This window comes from Paraburkholderia sp. 40, from assembly GCF_050434105.1.
GTDB lineage: Bacteria > Pseudomonadota > Gammaproteobacteria > Burkholderiales > Burkholderiaceae > Paraburkholderia > Paraburkholderia tuberum.
In genome coordinates, this window is the sequence record NZ_JBNPVY010000004.1 from 2,839,591 (window position 1) to 2,860,058 (window position 20,468).

Sequence of the window (20,468 nt, forward strand, 5' to 3'; positions counted from 1 at the left end):
CGATCGGCCCGACCGCACTCGACAGAAGACGACCGATCCCGGGGTTCCGGCTAGAAGCGCACGGTGCATCGCGCGACAGGATGTAGGGCATTAGGGCAACACTGATTAAGTCCACCAATCTGGCACGTCAAGCGTTATAGAGATCGGATTAAACGAGGAAGGCAGAACAGGATGAAACAGCAGACGCTGGCGATGGCAGCCGATCAAGGTGCGGGTTTCGAGACCCACCGCAAACGCACGCGGCGCGACGAGTTTCTCGACACGATGAATGCGATCGTGCCATGGTCGCAGTTGTGCGCGGTGATCGAGCCGCATTATCCGAAGCGCGGCAATGGCCGCCCGCCAATTGGTCTGGAGCGCATGCTGCGGATCCACTTCGTGCAGCACTGGTTCAATCTGGCCGACTTCGCTTGCGAAGAGGCCCTCTACGACAGCGCCAGCCTGCGTCGCTTTGCCGGAATTGACCTGGGTTGCGAAGCTGTGCCCGATGCGACGACGCTGCTCAAATTCCGGCGCCTGCTGGAGACGCACAAACTGGGCGAGCAATTGTTTGCCGAAGTCGGCCGGGTCCTTCAGGCCAGCGGCATGAAGCTCAAAAGCGGCACCATCGTGGACGCGACGATCATCGGCGCGCCGAGCTCGACGAAGAATGAGCAGAAGGCGCGCGACCCCGAGATGCATCAGACCCGCAAGGGTCGCCAATGGTATTTCGGCGCCAAGCTGCACATCGGTGTGGACAGCCAGAGCGGCCTGGCGCACAGCGCGGTGCTCACGCCCGCCAATGTGCACAAGCATCCACTGCCGCAATTGCTGCACGGGCAGGAGCGGCGCGTCTACGGCGACAGCGCCTATGCGAGCCAGAAGGCACTGATCCACAGCAAGGCGCCCAGGGCGCGCGACTATACCAATCAGCGCACGCGCCGTGCGGGCGGCGAAGTCGACGAGGTGCAGCGCGGCAAGAACCGCAACAAGTCGAAGATCCGGGCGCGAGTCGAACACGTCTTCGCGGTTGTGAAGCGCCTGTGGGGATTTACCAAGGTGCGCTATCGAGGGCTGGCAAAGAACGCCAACCGGGCGTTCGTCGCGCTCGCACTGGCGAACGTCTACCTGTCGCGCAAGAAACTGATGGCACCGGTACGCCCATAGTGGGCGAAAGGCGGGCAAAGTGCCCGCCCAACAGGCCTGCGAGGGCCGAAAAGCAAGGGCTTAAGCTCGGCCTCATCACTTGGCGAAGTTCAAATCGCTGACACGTCGCCGATTTACCCGCTTGTTCAGCTTTGCCTTAGGCCGATTGAGCGCATCTGCTGCTTTGTCACAATCCTTTGGAATTTCTCTGAATCTCAGCGTTGCAGCGCCTGGCGTAGACGAATGTCAGATCCGAAGTGTCTCGATCCAGGGCTTCGAAAGTACCCCAATCCTCGCTTGGTTCACTGAGGCGGTCACATAACAGTTCGATAACTGCATCCGGAGTGCGTATTTCGGACGAACGTGACCGGCCGTTTCGGGATGGTGACCGGCGATTCCGGCAACGTGACCGACGATTTCGGGAACGTGAGCGGTCGGACCGGAAGACAGGATCGGCGTTGCGCATGACATCAACCACGCGGGCTATGCTCGCCGGCTTTGGCCGGAGAGACCATGCCCGCGCACCGGATGAACATGCGCATGATCAAGGACGTTTTACGACTTAAATTTGACGGCGGCTTCTCGCACGACCGGATCGCCGCGTCGCTGGGCATTTCCAAGGGCGGGGTCACGAAGTACCTCGGACTGGCCGGCGCCGCCGGACTCGACTGGGCCAGCGCCAGCGATATGGACGAAGGCGAGCTCGAGAGGCGGCTGCTCGGCAAACCCACGGGGCCAGCGGCCTACGCGCAGCCCGATTACGGGCGTATCCATCAGGAACTGCGCCGCAAGGGCATGACGCTGACGCTGCTGTGGGAAGAGTACCAGGCTGAGTTCGCGGACCGGCAAACGTACCGCTACACGCAGTTCTGCGAGCATTACAGGACGTTTGCGAAACGCCTGAAGCGCTCGATGCGGCAGATTCATCGTGCCGGCGAGAAGCTGTTCGTCGACTTCGCCGGCCCCACGTTGCCGCTGACCACCGGACGCCGGGCACACATCTTCGTGGCCGCCATGGGCGCCTCGAGCTACACGTTCGCGTGCGCCACGCCGGCAGAAACGATGGAGGACTGGCTCGGCGGCATCGCACGCGCGCTGACGTTCTATGGAGGCGTGCCGCAACTGATCGTGCCGGATAACCCGCGCGCCATGATTGCCGATCCCGACCGCTATGAACCTCGGGCCGGCGACACGGTGCTGGACTTTGCGCGCCACTACGGCACCTCATTCCTGCCGGCTCGCGTTTATCGCCCACAGGACAAACCGAAAGTAGAGGTGGCAGTCCAGGTCGTCGAACGCTGGATCATGGCGCGCCTGCGTCATCACCGCTTCGCTTCGGTCCAGTCGGTCGACGACGCCATCCGTCCGCTGCTGAAGAACCTGAACGAGCGCCCGTTCCAGAAACTGCCGGGCTGTCGCGCCAGCGCGTTCGCACAACTGGACGCGCCGGCACTGTCGCCGTTGCCGGCGCAACCTTGGGAACTCGCACGCTTCAAGACGGTGACTGTTCACATCGACTATCACGTCGAGATCAACAAACACCGCTACAGCGTGCCGCATGCGCTGGTCGGCCTCAAGCTCGATGCGCGCATTACGGCCGGTGCGGTTGAACTGTTGCATCGCGGTCGCCGTGTCGCCAGCCACGCCCGTAACGATCGCGCCGGCGACTACACCACCGTCGTCGAACACATGCCGGCCGCACACCGCGCCCACCTCGAATGGACGCCGCAGCGATTGATTCACTGGGGCCAACAGATCGGCGCGGCAACCGGCGTGCTCGTCACCCGGCTACTGCAGGAGCAGCGTCATCCGGAACACGGTTATCGGGCTTGCCTCGGATTGCTCTCGCTCTCACGTCGCTACGGCCGTGTACGGCTTGAAGCGGCCTGCGCGCTGGCGCTGGAACTGGGCGTACACCGCTACCGCCATGTGCGCGACATCCTGGTCAACAACCGCGACCGCGCTGCGTCGGCCACACCTGCTGACTGGATCAGTCCAAGCCACGCGCATGTACGCGGCCCCGGCTACTACCAATAAAGAGAACCCGCCATGATGATGCAACAGACACTGACACAACTGCGCACCCTGAAGCTCGAAGGCTTCGCTGACGGACTGGAAGAGCAATTGACGCAGCCCGGCGCGGCCAGTCTGAGCTTCGAGGAACGCCTGTCCCTGCTGGTCGACCGGGAAGCCAGCTGGCGCGATGATCGCCGTCGTACCCGACTGCTCAAGCAGGCGCGCCTCAAGTATCCGCAGGCCGCCATTGAAGATCTCGATACTCGCGCCGGCCGGGGCGTGGATCCGCGCACGCTCATGAGCCTGGCGCTCGGTGACTGGGTCGAGGCCGGCTACAGCCTGCTCATCAGCGGGCCCACCGGAGCAGGCAAATCGTGGCTCGCCTGCGCCCTCGCGCAGTACGCCTGCCGGCGGGGGCATTCAGCTCTATACCTGCGTGTCCCGCGACTGAACGAGGAATTGCGAATCCTGCACGGCAACGGCGGCTTCACCAAATGGCTGCTGCAGCTTGCCCGTGTTGACGTCCTTCTACTGGACGATTGGGGCATGGCGCCGCTTGACGCGATGGTTCGAAACGACCTGCTGGAAATGATCGACGATCGCTCGGCCGGCAGAGCGACGATCGTCACCAGCCAGTTACCGATTGAGCACTGGCACGGCTGGATCGGCGACGAGACCATCGCCGATGCGATGCTCGACCGTCTCATGCAGCGTCATCACCGGATCACGCTGACCGGCGAATCGCTCAGAAAAGCCCCCCTCAAACCCAACATCATGGAGCCCGAACTCGACCAGAACTGACAAGGAAACCTACAATCGATATCGCGCAACGCTTATCCCGCCAAATCGGTCACGTTCCCGAAATCGGCGGTCACGTTCGCCGAAATGCGCACGGAGCGGGTGCACAGTTCATGTGCGGCTTGTGCGACATCAGAAACGTCTGCATCGTCTCGGGTTGTTCCAGGTTGAGCGGAACGTGCCACGGTAGCCGGCCAGATGTTCCATCAAACTGGACATACAAGACCGGCGGAGCTTTGAAGTGCGTGTGGAACAGCCCATGTACATGGATCGCGAAACGCTCGAAATAGTCCTCTACGCGCGACTGCAAGCTTGCGTGGGTATAAAGGAGGGTCGCGCTAGTGGTGGCTTCCAGACGAAATGTAACGAACCTCGCTTCCCCTTCTTGCGAAACCACCCCAACTCCGTACTGCCCTATCGCCTGAAACGTGGTCGCGCGAGGCGGAGTATAAAAGTATCGATCGACATAAGAGACGGGTTCCCAATCGTCATCATCATCGCGGAAGTTGCCCGCGCGAGAACTCGCGTACGCTGGATTGTTGGGATTCAATTGATTGGATCTGTTGTCCCTATCGCTTTTGCTCGACATAGTGTGCCTCCGCATCCGGTTCTGGGAGAAACAGCATATGCGTCCAACCCGGCGAGCTCAGTCTTGCGTCTGGCTTGCGAAAATCACCCTTTCGGATCCTTACGCATCAGGGAGTTGTGCAGTCCGTGAGTCGTCCGTCTCCAGGCCTCGTCGGCCATTTGCTGAGCCGATTTCACGGTATGTTCGATCCGATGCTTACTCTTCGGCGCTTGCGCAATCGCTGAAGTCAGACCGGAAAGTGTCCGTCGGACAGTCCTGGTGACCATAACTCACTCCGCGTTCTTGTCCACGTGTTAAGTCTAGGCCGTTACGTGAAGCGCGCGCTACTGTACGTTTGAACAGTACCTTGGTGAGCCCATCATGGACATCCGGGAGCGCCACAGGCGACACGTCAAGAGCATCATTCGTCGTCTTCATCGTCTCGTTTCATCGGAGTAATGAGCCCCTGGCCTGTATCGATCCCGAGCCGTTCCAGCGCCTTGGCAAGGTCGTCAATTTCGCTGGCGAAATCCATCTGCCACTCCTCGCCTTCACTGCGCACAGTCAGCGAGTGATGCGCAACAGACGCGTAACGCGCGCGGTGGATCCGCCTGCACGACGACCGAGGTGTTCCTCAACTGTTTCATGAAGTGATCTGCGCCCGTATGTCCGCACCGAGCCCAACAACTCCTTGGCAGTGTAGGTGGGCTAGCCGAGATTACATGTTATTGGCGATCGTGGCACCTGTCCGGACGAGCGCTCATGACCGACTACTGCCCGATGCCGAAGGCCGTGAAGCGGTCTTCCCTGCTTACTCTGAATGACGGCCGTTTCCAGGGCGAAGCCGTCATTCGACCCCTCGCTTCAGCTGGCAAATCCTCCCGGTGGGATCGGTCGAGCACGACCACCGGCATACTCCATTGGTCGATAAGACTCATGACGCCCGCAACTCACGGACCCCCTTACCTATACGCCGCCGCAGCAGCGTGCGCAAGGTGACGCCGTCGGCGTAGCCGACCTGCTCGGCGATGCGATCCACGCTGGCCTTGCTCGTTTTCAGCAGATGAACGGCGCGCTCGACCCGCAGATCCTGGATGTACTCGATGGGCGTTTTACCGAGCACTTCATTCAGACGTCGCGTCAATGTCCGCTTGCTCGTCGCCAATGCGTCCGCGACGTCGTCGAGTGCGATTGCCGTGGCGAGGTGTTCGCGCACCCAGCGGTCGAAACGCTCGACGAGCGGGTCCGAATGGGCCAGGTGATCGGAGATCGCAAAGGCAGACTGCGACGGCCGCGAATCGAATACGAGGTACTTGCCCACGAGCGCCGCAAGCTCCGGGCTGTTGTTGCGGATCAGCCAGAGCGCCAGGTCGAGATGGCTCAGGGCGGCCCCCGCCGTCACCGTGTCGCCGCTGGGAACGATAATGCGATGCACATCCAGGTGCACGTCGGGGTAACGCTGCCGGAACACCGGTGAGAGCCACCAGGTGGTGGTGGCTTCACGCCCATTGAGCAAGCCGCTTTCGGCCAGCACGAAGGTACCCGTACAGGCGGCTCCGATATGTGCGCCGGCACTGTGCCACGCGCGCAATGCACCAAGCGCATCGATCACGTCGGCCCGGCCGAGCGAAGGCACGAGCAGGTCCGTCGTCGTCCTGTTGAGAGCCGGTACAACAACCCAATCCGGGGCGGGTCCGTCTGTCGTATCGCGGACGGGCACCTGCAGCCCGAGCGCGGTGCGCACCTCTGGCCGCATCCCCGCAACAGTGATTTCGAATCCCGGCGTGGCCATCCCGGTCGCGCGCGCCAGTTCGTTGGCCGTCGTCAAGGCATCGAGCACGGTGGTGAGGCCGGTGTCGAACACCCCCTCGAGCGCAAGGACAAAAATCCGCATGGCCGAATCGATACCAAAGTTGTCGATTGCGACAGTATTTCCCGGCGCGCTCCGTTTGTAAAGTGTCACTCACCGGGTGAATGGATCACGCGGATACCGGAGAGCAAAGATGATCAAGAAAGCACTATTCGTACGACTTGAAGCCAGGCCGGGAAAGGAGCAGGCGGTAGCAGACTTCCTTGACGCCGGCCTTGAGATGACGAATCGGGAGGCGACCACACCGATCTGGTTCGCCCTGAAGCTCTCGCCGACGACGTTCGGCGTCTTCGACGCCTTTGCGAGCGAAGAGGATCGCCAGGCACACCTTGCCGGCGACATGGCCAACTCGCTGATGGCGCGAGTCGGGGAGATGCTGGCAAGTCCGCCGTCGGTCGAGCTGATCGACGTTCTGGCTATGAAGCACGAGCTGGCCTGATTCCCGGTTATCTATCACCGATCAATCCTCGCCCGTCAAGCGTGATTGCGCGAAACGACGGGCAACTACAGACAATCCTGGAGAGTAAAATGTTTGCACTGCGAAAGAACCTGGCGATTGCCGCCCTGATTGCCCTGGGCGCCACGATGGCTCACGCCGAGGCAAAGGCGGCTGCGAAAGATGTTGTCATCGTTCACGGCGCACTGGTGGATGGCTCCGGCTGGCGGGCCGTCCACGACATCCTGGTCAAGGATGGTTACCATGTGGCGATCGTGCAGGAGCCGCTCACGGGCCTTGCAGAAGACGTCGATGCCGCCAGGCGCGTCATTGATCAGCAGCAGGGCCCGGTTGTGCTGGTCGGCCATAGCTATGGCGGCTCCGTGATCACGGAGGCAGGTGCGGACCCGAAGGTCAGCTCGCTCGTCTATGTGGCCGCACTGCAACCCGACGCCGGCGAAGCCAGCGGTCAGCTGTTGCAGAAGTTCGCCGCGCCCAACGATGCGATGCGGGCGACGCCGGACAAGTATTTCTTCCTCCCGCCGGCGAAATTCCGTGAGAACTTTGCAGCGGACGTCTCGCCATCGGACGCGCAATTCCTGGCGGACTCGCAGGATCAACTCGCCGAGAAAGCGTTGGGCGCACCGGTCTCTGTGGCGGCATGGCGAACCAAGCCCAGCTACGCCATCCTGACTACCCAGGATCATATGGTGAGCCCCCAGCTTCAGCGCTGGATGTATCAACGCTCGGGTGCCAAGGTGACCGAAGTGAGCGCAAGCCACGCTGTCTTTATCTCTCAGCCGGCCGCGGTCGCGCGAGTGATTGAGGTTGCCGCGAAGTCGACGAACTGACCGGTAATCGTCTCGATGGGGCACCTGTCGGCTTGGCGCCGACGGCCGACACCGTCGCCAGTCGGCCCGCCCCCATCGCAGATACCCACGTGGGTTGTCAAATCGCGGCAATCGCGGGTGGATGTCGCTCAGCTCGGCACTTACCCCTAACCCTTCACGGATGTCGCCACCATGCTATTACTGATCCTTGCCTACCTCGGCGGTGCACTGACCATCCTCAGTCCGTGCATCCTGCCGGTGCTGCCTTTCGTATTTTCGCGAGCAGACCGCCCGTTCGCGCGCAATGGACTGCCGATGCTGGTGGGCATGGCGCTGACTTTCGCCGTGGTCGCCACGCTGGCCGCCGTCGGCGGCGGCTGGGCCGTCCGCGCCAACCAGTACGGCCGCTTCGTCGCCTTGGCGGTGCTTGCCGTGCTTGGCCTGACGTTGCTCTCGGAGCGCGTCGCGGAATGGATCACCCGTCCGTTCGTGGCGCTCGGCAACAAGCTCACCGAGCACACCGGGAGCCAGGACGATTCGGTGCTCTCGGCGGCCGGGCTGGGCGTGGCCACAGGGCTGCTGTGGGCGCCCTGCGCCGGCCCGATCCTGGGCCTGCTACTCACGGGCGCCGCTCTCAAGGGCGCCAGCGTCCAGACGACGTTGTTGCTGCTGACCTACGCGGCGGGCGCGGCGACCTCGCTCGCGCTGGCGCTGCTGATTGGCGGACGCGTCTTCGCCTTGATGAAGCGCTCGCTGGGCGCTGGCGAATGGGTGCGCCGCGCCCTGGGCGTGCTGGTGCTGGCAGGTGTGGCCGCCATCGCGCTGGGGCTGGATACCGGGCTGCTGACACGCGTGTCGCTGGCCAGCACGGGCGGCATCGAACAGAAGCTGATCGACGCGGTGCGTCCTGCACCTCTCGTGCAGATCGCTGTGAAGGCCGGCGACACGCTGCCGGTGGAAGGCGATCTGCCCACGCTCGATGGCGCCACCCAGTGGCTCAACAGCCCGCCGCTCACGGCGCAGTCGCTGCGGGGCAAGGTGGTGCTGGTCGATTTCTGGACCTACTCCTGCATCAACTGCATCCGCGCGCTGCCCTACGTGCGGGGCTGGGCTGACAAGTACAGGGATTACGGCCTGGTGGTGATCGGCGTGCACGCACCCGAGTTCGCGTTCGAGAAGGATCCGGGCAACGTCATCCACGCCGTGAGGGACCTGGGCGTGGACTACCCGGTCGCAATCGACAACGGTTACGCCATCTGGAAGGCCTTCGGCAACGAGTACTGGCCCGCGCATTACTTCATCGACCCGCAGGGGCATATTCGTCACCACCACTTTGGCGAAGGCGACTACCAGCAAAGCGAGGACGTGATCCGCCGGCTGCTCACCGAGGGCGGCCAGAAGGACCTGCCGGGTGGCTACGTGCAACCGAACGCGCAGGGCGCACAGGCCGCCGCCGGCTCAGGCGATGCCAGTCGCTCGCCGGAAACCTACGTCGGCTACGCACGCGCGCAGAACTTCGCCGGCGGCCAGATGACGCAGGACACGACCTCGACGTATCATGCGCCCCCGACATTGATGGCCAACCAGTGGGCGCTCGACGGGCGCTGGTCGGTGAGCGACGAAAATGCGCGGCTCGACAGCCCCAACGGACGTATCGTCTATCGCTTCCGTGGCCGCGACCTGCACCTGGTGCTGGGGCCCGGCCGCGACGGCCAGCCCGTGCGCTTTCGCGTGCTGATCGACGGCAAGGCGCCGGGCGCCGACCGCGGCACGGACATCGATGCGTATGGCTACGGCACGGTCACCGGGCAGCGCCTCTACCAGCTCGTGCGGCAGGCCAATGGTAGCGGCGAACGCACCTTCGAAATCACGTTTCTCGACCCTGGCGTGCTGGCTTACGCGTTCACGTTCGGCTGAGTCCCACCGTTGCCCAATGCCCGTCTCTATGCACCAACGCCGTCACGCATGCGACTGCAGGCCGAATGGCCGTATTCTGAGTCGAGCCGACGATTGATCGTCCGGGCCAACCCGCCAGCCAGTGACCGTTCATGGCCGAACCCGGTCCGATAGCTGAATTGAGAACCGCTTGCCGGCCCGCAGCGGAGGATCGTCGCAAGTCGACCCGACCCGGAGCAGCCCTTCGATCCGGCGCGAACTCAACGTCAGTTGCCAATGGTGTAGCGGCCGCTCGTTAGACATGTGGGATGGCAAGTGATCGGTCAAACGGGATTTCATGCTCTTGGACTGCAGCCGGTCATCCATGTCTGATCCTGGCGATCACGAACAATGGTTCGGACCGCCTAGCAGCGGATCAACGTCGCATCTCAGCGGTTGGCGAGGGCGGCCCGTTGAAATGGCTGACTATAGAGATAGGACATTCGGAAGTAACGTCGAATATGTGCGCATGGGGCATCCACATTGGAGCCGACGCCGAGCGATTCGAAGCAGTTGCCGTAAATCTATTCGAACTGCAATTGCCCATTTTTTTTATTTCTTGCCGCTTTGTCGAGCCCGTTATGCACTTCAAGCTGCACGCCGATTATCGGTCATTGAGGGTCGCGCGATCCGGGGCGGAAATACGCACCAGCAACCGTCGTCGTGCCGAAAGAAAAAGATTGCATGCGAGCCGTTCGGCGCTGATGCCTCGACCTGCACGTAGCGCCTCCGGTCTTCCCGTATATGCCCAAACTGGAGTACGCGAATTTGCGTGTGCGGAGCGGGCGCAAGCCACTTTTCCACCAGATAATGCAGGGACTTCTCGGCAGTGTTCATGACCATCTCCTTCGATCGCGTCCCTCAGCCTGCTAGCGGCTCAAGCGCTGCGACCTGAGCACAATGCGACGGGATGATTAAAGCGTAGGGCCGGACGTCAATTTACGATAGTTAATGTTTTTTACGATAACGATAATATGTTATTTATACGTCCGTCTTTCAGACGGACGTTGCACTGCCCTAACCGGGCGGGTCGCACATTTCTGACTCCGCTCGCCGACGCGATTGTTCGACTCGAAGCATCCCGCGTGAACGATCACGCCCTTAGCAGGCCGAGGTAAAATCGCCGATCATAGCTCGCAGGACATCCGGGCATCAGTGACCGAAGTAGATCGAGTGAGTACCTTCGGTCGCCGTTGGCGCACCCGCCTGCGAGGAGCCATCCGACACTCCGCCTTCGCCTGTGCTCCCCGACATCGTGACGTTCTGCGCTTGAAGCCGCGCCTCAGCCGCCTGGATATCTGCCGGGTAGTGCACATCATTGGCGGCCGGCCGGTACCCGGCGTGTTCTAGCCGAACTAGATCAGCGCGCACTTCGGCACGTGACAACGGCGCGGTAGCGTCCTGTGCAAAAGAGACCGCGGGAGCGACAAGTACGCCGGCAACCAGCGCTGCATAGATAAGAGCCTTCATAGTGAATCACCTCCTGAATTTAGGGTATGAGGAGCTTCACGCGCGATGATTGAAGCCTCCGATCTCACCATCTCGTCGGAAACGGGAGTGAGTAAGCTTCATTCTGTACAACGAAGGTTGATGCACGCTGACGCTCACATTACATTGATGTCATGTTCGGATTGCCTGCGAAGCGTAACCAGCAGAAATCATCGGCAAGAGATACGTTTGGCTGCAACCGTCGAATGGTCTATCGAACGCTTTTTGGCCACGCTTGCGATGCGGCAATCTGAACTGTCGTTTGCTAGATCAGGGACGACCATCGCGACGTAGTTCGGGAGGGTCAAACACGCTGTTACTGAAGCACCCGCGCGGTGAAAGCGGGTGCTCGACACGGGCTGCGGATGCGGGGGGCGAGTTCCTGCTTCGGCCGGAAACGCAATGATGGTGTCTTGAATCCGAACGTCTGTTGGCAGGGGCGGAGAAGACGTTCGAATGTCCGTTTGGAAGCTCGGACCAACGACCGTAGTTGGCCGAACTGAGCCGTACCACCCGCCTTACCGGCCCGCGACCTCGCGCCACTTCCCGGCCGAACTGAGCAAAAGACTCGCCTCGCAGCATGAACAGAGTTGGCGGAGTCGGCTCGGTCGCAAGTTCGCCACCCTGCACTATCATGGTGGACTCGACGAGGGCGCACATGTGCACCTCGAAGCCAACCCGAATGACGCCCGCTGTTCACGAATCAGGATCTCATAGCCGACATGCGAGACGTGCCACACATCAAAAGCCGGTTGCTGATGGTCGCGGCATTCGCGCTCCCCGCGTTCGTGTTCATCAACGGCTGCAAGTCGACAGCGACGCAGGCCGTGACCGCGCCGGGGAAGGTCGCCACTGACGACGCTGCGCTCGCCGCCAGGATGAAGCAGGCGCTCGTCGCAGACCCAGGGCTGAGATCCTTGCCGATCAGCGTCGCCACGTATCGAGGCGTCGTGCAGTTGTCAGGATACGTGGATGCAGAGGTACAGATTCAGCAAGCGCTTGCCGTGACGCGCGGCGTGGCGGGGGTGCAATCCGTGAGCAACGATCTACACCTGAGGCCGCAATAACGCGCGCTCGCCGGAAAACAGATGACGGACGAGACAGCGATGCCTGGGGTGCGCGCGACCAGCGGTTCCGTCAAAGGAACAGTGCGTCTGCGCCTTGACGGGCATTCCCCTGCGCTCTATCACGTTCGCCGGTTTCGGGGCCGACCGTGATCGACCCGGAACGGTCACAGCAAATGTCTGTGTATCAACGGCTGCTAGCAAGGGACCAGCGGACGCCCAACGTCTGACTGCTGCACTGGGGGCTGCAATATCCGATCGTGCAGGGGGGTGCTCCGAAATACCATCGTGTTATCGCATTATTAACGGGTGCCCCGTTTTATACCCCATAGCCGAGTGGGTGCAACCTTATGGAATTTGGCTGGTGCAGTGCGCAGCGGACTTCGGCTACCCCCTTCGGCGCCGCGATCTCTGGACATAAGGCCAAAGCCGTCAATGCTCAACCCGCGCTATTTACAACTCTTTTGTAGTTTGCATAACGATGCCTAGTGGAAATTCGCGGGATCGATGTACAGGTGCCTGCTGACGCGTTTGACGGTTGCAACCCGGTCTACGACGAAAGAGATCCACGCGAGGCTGGATGCATGGCACACCGGCGTCAAGTTCCAAGATCTGTTCATCGCAGATGACAATGAGGCGAACAACGAAGCGTTCCGCAGGATCGGCGAAAGGGCCCAACCGCTCCATCTTCGGGTATATGGGGGTCTGCTGTTCATATTCCCGTCGGTCGGATATTGGCCTACAACCTCAAGTGGGTCGTGAACACACTTAGCCGCAACCTTAGTCGTGTGAGCGATGAGGGCTTAGCTACTTCAGTGCATCGCGAAGTTGGGGCACGACCGTGAACAGATCGCCAACGAGGCCGTAATCGGCCACGCTGAAAATCGGCGCTTCTTCATCCTTGTTGATCGCGATGATGACCTTCGAGTCCTTCATGCCGGCCAGATGCTGGATCGCACCCGAGATGCCGACCGCGACGTACAGTTGCGGCGCGACGATCTTGCCGGTCTGGCCGACCTGATAGTCGTTCGGCACGAAGCCCGCGTCGACCGCCGCACGCGATGCGCCCAGTGCCGCGCCGAGCTTGTCGGCCAGTGGCTCGAGCACCTTCATGTAGTTCTCGCCATTGCCCAGACCACGGCCACCCGACACGATGATCTTTGCGCTCGTCAGTTCCGGACGATCGAGCTTCGTCACTTCGCGGCTCACGAACTGCGAGAGGCCTGCGTCGGCTGCCGCTTCGATCTTCTCGACCGCTGCGCTGCCGCCTTCGGCCGCAACGGCATCAAAACCGGTCGAGCGCACGGTGATGACCTTGATCGGGTCAGCCGATTGCACGATCGCGATTGCGTTGCCCGCGTAAATCGGACGCTCGAACGTGTCGGCGCTATCCACTGCGGTGATGTCGCTGATCTGCGCGACGTCGAGCTTCGCGGCGATACGTGGCGCGATGTTCTTGCCGTAAGCAGTGGCCGGCGCGAGGATGTGCGAATAGTGCTTCGCGATGTTCAGCACCGTTGCTTCGACGTTTTCCGCGAGGCCTTCGGCCAGTTGCGGCGCGTCGGCGAGCAGCACCTTCGCGACGCCGGCGATCTTCGCTGCCGCATCGGCGGCAGCCTGCGCGCTGTGACCCGCGACCAGCACGTGAATATCACCGCCGATCTTCCGAGCCGCTGCGATCGTGTTCAGCGTCGCGGCCTTGATCGACGCATTGTCGTGTTCTGCAATTACCAGGTTCGTCATTTCTTGGGTCTCCTCACAGCACCTTCGCTTCGGTCTTCAGCTTCTCGACCAGCGTCTTCACGTCCGGCACCTTCACACCGGCCGAGCGCTTCGGCGGTTCGGCGACTTTCAGCGTCTTCAGACGCGGCGTGACATCGACGCCGAGATCTTCGGGCTTGATCGTTTCCAGCGGCTTTTTCTTCGCCTTCATGATGTTCGGCAGCGTTACGTAGCGCGGCTCGTTCAGGCGCAGATCGGTCGTGACCACGGCCGGCAGCGTCAGCGACAGCGTTTCCGCGCCGCCGTCCACTTCACGCGACACCGTCGCCTTGCCGTCCGCCACGACAAGCTTCGACGCGAACGTCGCCTGCGGCAGATTCGCGAGCGCGGCGAGCATCTGGCCGGTCTGATTGGAGTCGTCGTCGATCGCCTGTTTGCCGAGGATCACCAGTTGCGGCTGCTCCCTGTCGACGAGCGCCTTGAGCAGCTTCGCGACTGCGAGCGGCTGCAGGTCTTCGTTCGATTCGATCAGGATCGCGCGATCCGCGCCGATCGCGAGCGCGGTGCGCAGCGTTTCCTGCGCCTGCGCAACACCCGCCGACACGGCGATCACTTCGGTCGCGACGCCCGCTTCCCTCAGACGCATGGCTTCTTCAACCGCGATTTCGTCGAACGGATTCATCGACATCTTCACGTTCGCGATGTCGACGCCCGTGCCGTCCGACTTGACTCGAACCTTCACGTTGTAGTCGACTACTCGCTTTACACCCACCAGCAGTTTCATATCGTCTCCTTCGAATACGTCGACGCCGCGTGCGCCGCCATCGGCGAACGGATCATGTCCGCTGCGCGCTCAGCCAGCATTAGCACCGTCGCATTGGTGTTGGTCGAGGTTATCGACGGCATCACCGAGCCATCGACGATGCGCAGGCCTGTCATTCCGCGCACCCGCATTTCAGAATCAACAACGCTCATTGCGTCATCGCCCATCCGGCACGTGCCAACCGCGTGGTACACAGTTGAGCCATTGTCACGCACGTATTGCAGCAGCGCTTCGTCGGTCTCGGCCTGACGGCCCGGTACGGTTTCATCGACGATATAACGGGCGACCTCGGGCTGCGCGAAGATCCGCCGGCCAATCTTGAGTCCTTCCACCATCGTGTTACGGTCGAGTTCAGTGCTAAGGTACGATGGTGCAATCGTCGGCGCTGCCGTGATCTCGCTGCTGGTGAGGTGCACATGCCCACGGCTTTCCGGGCGCATCTGCCAGACGCCACACGAGACACCGGGCTCCGACTCCAGCACGCCAATCCGTCCCGCGACGAAGCTGCCTGGTGCGATGACGAACTGCACGTCGGGACGCGTGGCGAGGCGCGTCTGCGCAAAGCCGCCGACGATCGCCGCGCTATAGGTCAATACGCCGGTCCCTGACACGACGTAGCGCATCAGCTCGCGCGCGAGAGCAAGTCCGTGCGAGCGCTCGTTCGCGGTACCCGCGCCGCGCACCCTATAGCCGAGCCGAACGACATAGTGATCCTGCAAATTGTTGCCCACGCCCGGCAACGCGATCCGCGTTTTAATGCCTGCATTGTCCAGCACATCCTTGTCGCCGATGCCACTCATTTCGAGCAGCCTCGGCGTGCCGATCACACCCGCGCTCAGAATCACCTCGCGGGTCGCGCGAATCTGCACCGGAATGTCCGCGCTCGTCGTCCCATTGATGCCGCTCACGTGCGTGCCGCTCACCTCGAGCCTGGACACCTGAAGGCCGGTCACCACCGTAAGATTCGGCCGCGCCATTGCCGGCCGTAGATAACCCCGCGCTGCACTCGACCGGCGACGTCCGTCGCGCGTTTGCTGGTAGTACCAGATCGACGGACCGCGCGTGTCGCTGTTTGGATCATCGACGAAATCGAGACCCGTCTTCTGGGCGGCCTGGACGACCGCACCGCAAATCTCCGGCGGGTTGTTCACCCGGCTGACCTGGATCGGACCGTGAGTGCCTCGTTGCGGGCTGCTGCCCTCGGTCCACGTTTCGGAGCGGCTGTAAAACGGCAGACAGTTGTCGAAGTTCCAGCCATTCGCGCCCGACTGCTCCCAGCTATCGATATCCTCCGCAAACGGGCGCACATATAGCAGGCCGTTGATCGCGCTGGACCCCCCGAGTCCGCGTCCACGCGGAAACAGGATTGCACGGCCGCTCGTCTCGGCGTCGGCCTGAGTGTGATAGCGCCATGTCACAGTTGGATGATCGAGCAATCGCACGAAGCCGGCCGGCACGTGGATGAACGGGTGACGATCGCGCTTGCCGGCTTCGACCAGAATCACTTTGATGTTCGGATCTTCGGTCAGGCGGTTTGCAAGCACGCAGCCCGCCGTCCCCGCGCCGACGATCACATAGTCCGCTGTGTACGATTTCATGACTTCGCTCCGGCAGCGACCAATTCACGACCTTCGAGTGCTGCGATCTCCTCCTCGTCGAAGCCGAATTCGGCAAGTACTTCAGCCGTATGTTGTCCGAGCGTAGGCGGCGGATGGCGGTAGGCGACGGGGCTGCCGTGAAAATTCACCGGACTCGCGATGTTCGTTACCCTACCCGCGACCGGATGCTCAATCTCGACGACCGCATGGTTATGCGCGATCTGCGGGTCCTGCGTCAGCGCGGTGTGATAGTCCTGCACGATCGCGCATGGCACGTCCGCGGCGCTCAGATGCGCTACCCAGTATTCCGCGGTATGCAGCAGAAAGTGCTGCTCGAGGATCACGTCGAGTGCATGCCGATTCGCAGTCCGCGCGGTGTTGCCGGTGAAGCGTTCATCGCTCAGCAATTCTTCGCGGCCCAACGCGCGGCAAAGGTTCTGCCAGAATTTCTCGGTGAAGCAGGCCGCAAAGAAATAACGGCCATCGGAGCCCTGATAGTTGCGGTACGGCACCATCGTCGGATGGCCGCTACCGAGACGCTCGGGCGCTTTGCCGCTTCTCAGCGTCTCGCCGTCTCGCGGGATGGTGCTGAAAAGCGCAGCCGACAGCAGCGACGTATCAATACGCTGACCTTCGCCATGCCGTTCGCGATGTAACAACGCGGCCGAAATACCAAACGCGAGCAGCGCCGCCGCGCCGAAGTCCGGCAACGGCGCACCGAGCCGGACTGGATTGCCGCCAGCTTCACCCGTCATGTCCATGAGACCGGCCACTGCCTGTACGATCGGATCGTTCGCGGGCCATGCGGCGTAGGGACCGCTTTGTCCGAACGCCGACACGCTGGCGTAGACGATCTTTGGATTGCGCGCCTTCACGGCCGCGTAGCCGATGCCGAGCCGATCCACCGTGCCCGGCCGGAAGTTCTCGACGACCACATCCGCCTGCTCCGCCATGCGCAAAAACGCATCACGCCCTTTCGGCGACTTCAGGTCGAGGCGGATGCTGCGCTTGTTGCGGTTCTGCGAGAGGAACTGCACGCTTTCGCCTTGGACGAATTGATTGCCCAGATTGCGCGAGAGGTCACCCGCCATCGGCTCCTCGACCTTGACCACGTCCGCGCCGAGGTCGGCGAGCAGCACAGTACCGACCGGACCAGCGGTCATGACGGTGAGATCGAGAATGCGGTAACCCGACAACGGGCCGACTTGTTGCTTATCCATGATGTGTCGCCTGCAAATGCGATGCGTCCGTGAATTCGGCACGCGGGTAATCGAGCACGTCGAAGGCGAGACGGAACGGGTCGGCCTCACCACGCGTGATGGTCGACGCATGGCCGAAACGGGCGTCGTCGCGCTGGGGAAAGTCGGTGCGGTAGTGGCTGCTGCGCGATTCGCGCCGCTCGATACACGCCTGCAAGATGACTTCGGCAGTGGTCGCCATGTTGTCGATCGTCAACGCATCGATCACTTGCGGCGGCGTGGCGGCACCCCCCGCGGCGAACTGCGCGCGCGCCTCGCGAGCGGCGGCTAACGCGATGTTCAGACCGCTTTCCGTCTTCTCGACGAGGCAATGCGCCTGCATCGCCGCGCGCAGAACGGAGGCGATACGTTGAGCGTCGAACCAGACATTCGGTTTTAGCGCTGTTCCGAGGCGCGTTGCGAGCGGCGTTACCTCGGGCTTCCCCGGCGCGCCACTGTCGCGCACAAATGCGGCCGCGCCGACGCCTGCGCGATGACCGAAAACCTGACCTTCGGCAAGCGAGTTGCCGCCCGGACGATCCGGGCCGCGCACGCCGCCCGCGAGTTCCCCTACTACGAACAGCCCCTCGATGGTCGACATCGCGTCGGTGTTGATCATCCGCACGCCACCGTTCAGGCATTGGAACGCAATCCCGACGTCGAGCGGATCGCGCTTCGGGTCGAGTCCCTTCGCGCGCATCCAGCGCAGGGTGTTGGGAATAGTGGCCGCCAACCGCTCCTCTGGGATGTCGGCGAACGAGAAGTGCACCGCACCGCGTTCCGTACCTCTGCCCTGAGCGATTTCCGTTGCGATCGCGATATCGATGTAGCGCGATTCATTCGAGATCGTGAACGGGAACACTTTCTCGTCCATCGCGGCTTCGGGCGTCACGCCTACCGGCAGGTAGTCCGCGAGGAATTCATGACCGTCGCGATTGAGCATCCTCGGATGCAGAATGAAGCAGGACTTGCTGAAGAGTTGCACGTAAGGGTGCACCATCGCCGGCCCGAACTGGTGGAACTCCATGTTCACAAGTTCGGCGCCATGGCGGAAGCAGACGGCCTGGCCGTCACCGGTCATTTCTGCTGTCGAGACTTGCTGCGAGAACAGACCGTGCGCACCGCCGGTGCCAAGCACAACGGCGCCCGCGGAAACCTCCAGCAGCCGCCGCGAAGCCAGATCCATCGCAACCACGCCGCTCACGCGCCCACTTGAATCACGCAGAAGGTCGATCAGCGCCACCGGCTGACGCGTCTCGACGCCGAGCTTCCTGGCTTCGTCCGCGAGCGCGCTCACGAAGGCTTTGCCGGTTTTTCCCTCCACGCCGAGCGCGCGCGCATACGTGCCGAAGTCGCTGCGGATGAGTTTATAGCCATCGCTGACGCGGTCGAACGGCACGCCGAGTTCGATCAGGTCAGCAATGCGCTTCGGTGCGTCCTCCGCCAGCACGCGCACCAGCTCGCGGTCGATGAAGCCGCCCGCCGGACGCATCGTGTCTTCGTAATGCACCGTGGCGCTGTCGTCGGCGCTGCCATAGCCGGCCGCTCCCATGCTCATGATTTCGCTCGCGCCGTGCACCGTGCTGCCGCCCTGCCCGACCGGCGCCTTTGCCAGCAGGAGGACCTTCGCACCCGCCTGGGCCGCCGACACCGCCGCACGCGAAGCCGCGCCGCCACCGCCAACCACTACTACGTCGGCTTGCGCGTAGTCGACGCCAAAGCCGAGTTTCTCCAATGTCTGAACTGCCGTCACGTCTGTCTCCGCTTACGATTTAAGCGCGCGCGCCACGATGTTGCGCTGGATTTGATTGGTGCCACCGAAGATCTGGAACATCTTGGCTTCGCGGTAATGGCGCTGCATCGCGTATTCGGCGGAGTAGCCATTGGCGCCCATGATCTGGATGCCGTCGGTGGCGACCTGCACGTACGTATCCGATGCGAGGTACTTCGCCTGCGACGACTCGACGTCGCACGTTTCGCCTTGTTCGAGCAGTTTGGCCGCGCGAAATGCCATCATGCGGGCGGCATCCACGCGCGTCTGCATGTCGGCGAGCAGGTGCGATACCGCCTGAAAATCGATGATCGACTGCCCGAACTGCTTGCGGTCGTTCGCATACCAGCGCGCAAGATCGATCGCCGCCTGCGCGCCACCCACACACATCGCTGACAATGCGATGCGTTCCTTCGACAGCACTGTGGTGAGCTTTTTCCAGCCCACGTGCAGGCCGCCCACGATCATTTCCTTTGGGACGCGGACGCCGTCGTACACCACTTCGCAGGTGCGAATGGCGTGGCCGCCGAGCAGATCGATCGGATTGATCGTGAGGCCTTTAGATTCCTTCGGTACCAGAAAGAGGCTGATCCCGTCGTGCTTCTTCGCTTCTGGATTGGTGCGCACAGCGGTCAAGATATAGTCGGCCTGCATCGCGCCGGAAATCCACATCTTGGTGCCGTCCAATATGAAGTCGTTTCCGTCAGCCACGCCGCGCGTCGTCAGCGAGGCAGCATCCGAGCCGGAGCCGTTTTCGCTGAGGGCGAAGGCGAAAAAGGCACGGCCTTCAGCCAGCTTCGGCAACAACTCGCCCTTGATATCGTCTGGCGCGAAACGCGCCAGCGCGCCGCCCACCATGTTCACGTTCGCATTCCAGAAGCGCGCGAGCGCGATCGTGTGATACGCGACGATCTCCAGATAAGCGGCCATGTCAAGATAGCCACCGACGCCGCCGTACTCTTCGGGCAGCGTGATGCCGAACCAGCCCTGTTCGGCGGCCACCTTTACGAGTTCCTCTGGGAAGCGCTTTTCTTCGTCGCACTGGCGGACATATTCCGGCGACGCATGGCGCGTCAGCACACGATTCACTGAATCGCGGAACTCGAATTGATCGGCGTTCAGATACGGTTTAAGGTCGCGCCGGTTGACCAGATTGCCTGCGTATTCGGGATTCACTCTGTCTCCT

At 62.2% G+C, this 20,468-nt stretch carries 16 protein-coding genes; 7 read left to right on the forward strand and 9 right to left on the reverse strand.

Going from position 1 to position 20,468, the window contains the following annotated elements:
- Positions 1-171 precede the first annotated feature (171 nt).
- From OKW28_RS35080 to istB, 3 genes are all read left to right on the forward strand, one after another.
- Entirely contained in the window at positions 172-1,146 is a 975-nt protein-coding gene (locus OKW28_RS35080; protein ID WP_429452232.1) for an IS5 family transposase, read from the forward strand.
- A 492-nt stretch (positions 1,147-1,638) separates the two neighbouring features.
- Positions 1,639-3,162 carry an IS21 family transposase gene (gene istA / locus OKW28_RS35085; RefSeq protein WP_429446574.1) on the forward strand — a complete coding sequence of 508 codons (1,524 nt, stop codon included), beginning with the start codon at positions 1,639-1,641 and terminating at the stop codon, positions 3,160-3,162.
- Positions 3,163-3,174: 12 nt separating this feature from the next.
- Positions 3,175-3,942 (forward strand): IS21-like element helper ATPase IstB, encoded by a 768-nt coding sequence (istB, locus tag OKW28_RS35090; protein WP_429446572.1) that lies wholly within the window; start codon positions 3,175-3,177, stop codon positions 3,940-3,942.
- 1,499 nt (positions 3,943-5,441) lie between these two features.
- Here the strand turns inward: istB and OKW28_RS35095 are convergent.
- The gene (locus tag OKW28_RS35095; protein ID WP_429452234.1) at positions 5,442-6,401 is read right to left on the reverse strand and encodes a GlxA family transcriptional regulator; all 960 of its coding nucleotides are present in this window, start codon (positions 6,399-6,401) and stop codon (positions 5,442-5,444) included.
- 109 nt (positions 6,402-6,510) lie between these two features.
- Here OKW28_RS35095 and OKW28_RS35100 point away from each other — a divergent pair, with 109 nt between their 5' ends.
- The 3 genes from OKW28_RS35100 (at position 6,511) to OKW28_RS35110 (ending at position 9,560) form a co-directional block, all read left to right on the forward strand.
- The gene (locus OKW28_RS35100) at positions 6,511-6,816 is read left to right on the forward strand and encodes a putative quinol monooxygenase (protein WP_187637994.1); all 306 of its coding nucleotides are present in this window, start codon (positions 6,511-6,513) and stop codon (positions 6,814-6,816) included.
- Between the two features lie 89 nt (positions 6,817-6,905).
- Complete coding sequence (locus OKW28_RS35105; RefSeq protein WP_184070408.1) at positions 6,906-7,664, forward strand: alpha/beta fold hydrolase; 759 nt, start codon at positions 6,906-6,908, stop codon at positions 7,662-7,664.
- Between the two features lie 171 nt (positions 7,665-7,835).
- Positions 7,836-9,560 carry a cytochrome c biogenesis protein DipZ gene (locus tag OKW28_RS35110; protein WP_429452236.1) on the forward strand — a complete coding sequence of 575 codons (1,725 nt, stop codon included), beginning with the start codon at positions 7,836-7,838 and terminating at the stop codon, positions 9,558-9,560.
- A gap of 606 nt (positions 9,561-10,166) precedes the next feature.
- On the opposite strand, the gene OKW28_RS35115 is transcribed toward OKW28_RS35110, so the two are convergent.
- Complete coding sequence (locus OKW28_RS35115; protein ID WP_429445243.1) at positions 10,167-10,415, reverse strand: hypothetical protein; 249 nt, start codon at positions 10,413-10,415, stop codon at positions 10,167-10,169.
- Positions 10,416-10,730: 315 nt separating this feature from the next.
- Positions 10,731-11,048 (reverse strand): DUF4148 domain-containing protein, encoded by a 318-nt coding sequence (locus OKW28_RS35120; protein WP_429443982.1) that lies wholly within the window; start codon positions 11,046-11,048, stop codon positions 10,731-10,733.
- A gap of 740 nt (positions 11,049-11,788) precedes the next feature.
- Here OKW28_RS35120 and OKW28_RS35125 point away from each other — a divergent pair.
- Entirely contained in the window at positions 11,789-12,133 is a 345-nt protein-coding gene (locus OKW28_RS35125; RefSeq protein ID WP_429452238.1) for a BON domain-containing protein, read from the forward strand.
- An 804-nt stretch (positions 12,134-12,937) separates the two neighbouring features.
- Here the strand turns inward: OKW28_RS35125 and OKW28_RS35130 are convergent.
- Genes OKW28_RS35130 through OKW28_RS35155 form a run of 6 tightly spaced genes read right to left on the reverse strand, consistent with a single transcriptional unit; the run spans position 12,938 to position 20,458 of the window.
- Positions 12,938-13,873 carry an electron transfer flavoprotein subunit alpha/FixB family protein gene (locus OKW28_RS35130; RefSeq protein WP_429452240.1) on the reverse strand — a complete coding sequence of 312 codons (936 nt, stop codon included), beginning with the start codon at positions 13,871-13,873 and terminating at the stop codon, positions 12,938-12,940.
- A gap of 13 nt (positions 13,874-13,886) precedes the next feature.
- Positions 13,887-14,636, reverse strand: a complete 750-nt coding sequence (locus OKW28_RS35135; RefSeq protein WP_429452242.1) for an electron transfer flavoprotein subunit beta/FixA family protein — start codon at positions 14,634-14,636, stop codon at positions 13,887-13,889.
- Entirely contained in the window at positions 14,633-16,273 is a 1,641-nt protein-coding gene (locus OKW28_RS35140) for a GMC family oxidoreductase (RefSeq protein WP_429452244.1), read from the reverse strand. Before OKW28_RS35140 ends, OKW28_RS35135 begins: the two co-directional genes overlap by 4 nt.
- Positions 16,270-17,493, reverse strand: coding sequence for a CaiB/BaiF CoA transferase family protein (locus tag OKW28_RS35145; RefSeq protein ID WP_429452246.1), 1,224 nt, complete (start codon positions 17,491-17,493; stop codon positions 16,270-16,272). The genes OKW28_RS35140 and OKW28_RS35145 overlap by 4 nt, the downstream gene beginning before the upstream one ends.
- Positions 17,486-19,264, reverse strand: coding sequence for an FAD-binding protein (locus tag OKW28_RS35150; protein WP_429452248.1), 1,779 nt, complete (start codon positions 19,262-19,264; stop codon positions 17,486-17,488). The genes OKW28_RS35145 and OKW28_RS35150 overlap by 8 nt, the downstream gene beginning before the upstream one ends.
- A 12-nt stretch (positions 19,265-19,276) precedes the next feature.
- Positions 19,277-20,458: an acyl-CoA dehydrogenase family protein gene (locus OKW28_RS35155; RefSeq protein ID WP_429452250.1), complete on the reverse strand. Its 1,182-nt coding sequence runs from the start codon at positions 20,456-20,458 to the stop codon at positions 19,277-19,279.
- Between the last annotated feature and the right edge of the window lie 10 nt (positions 20,459-20,468).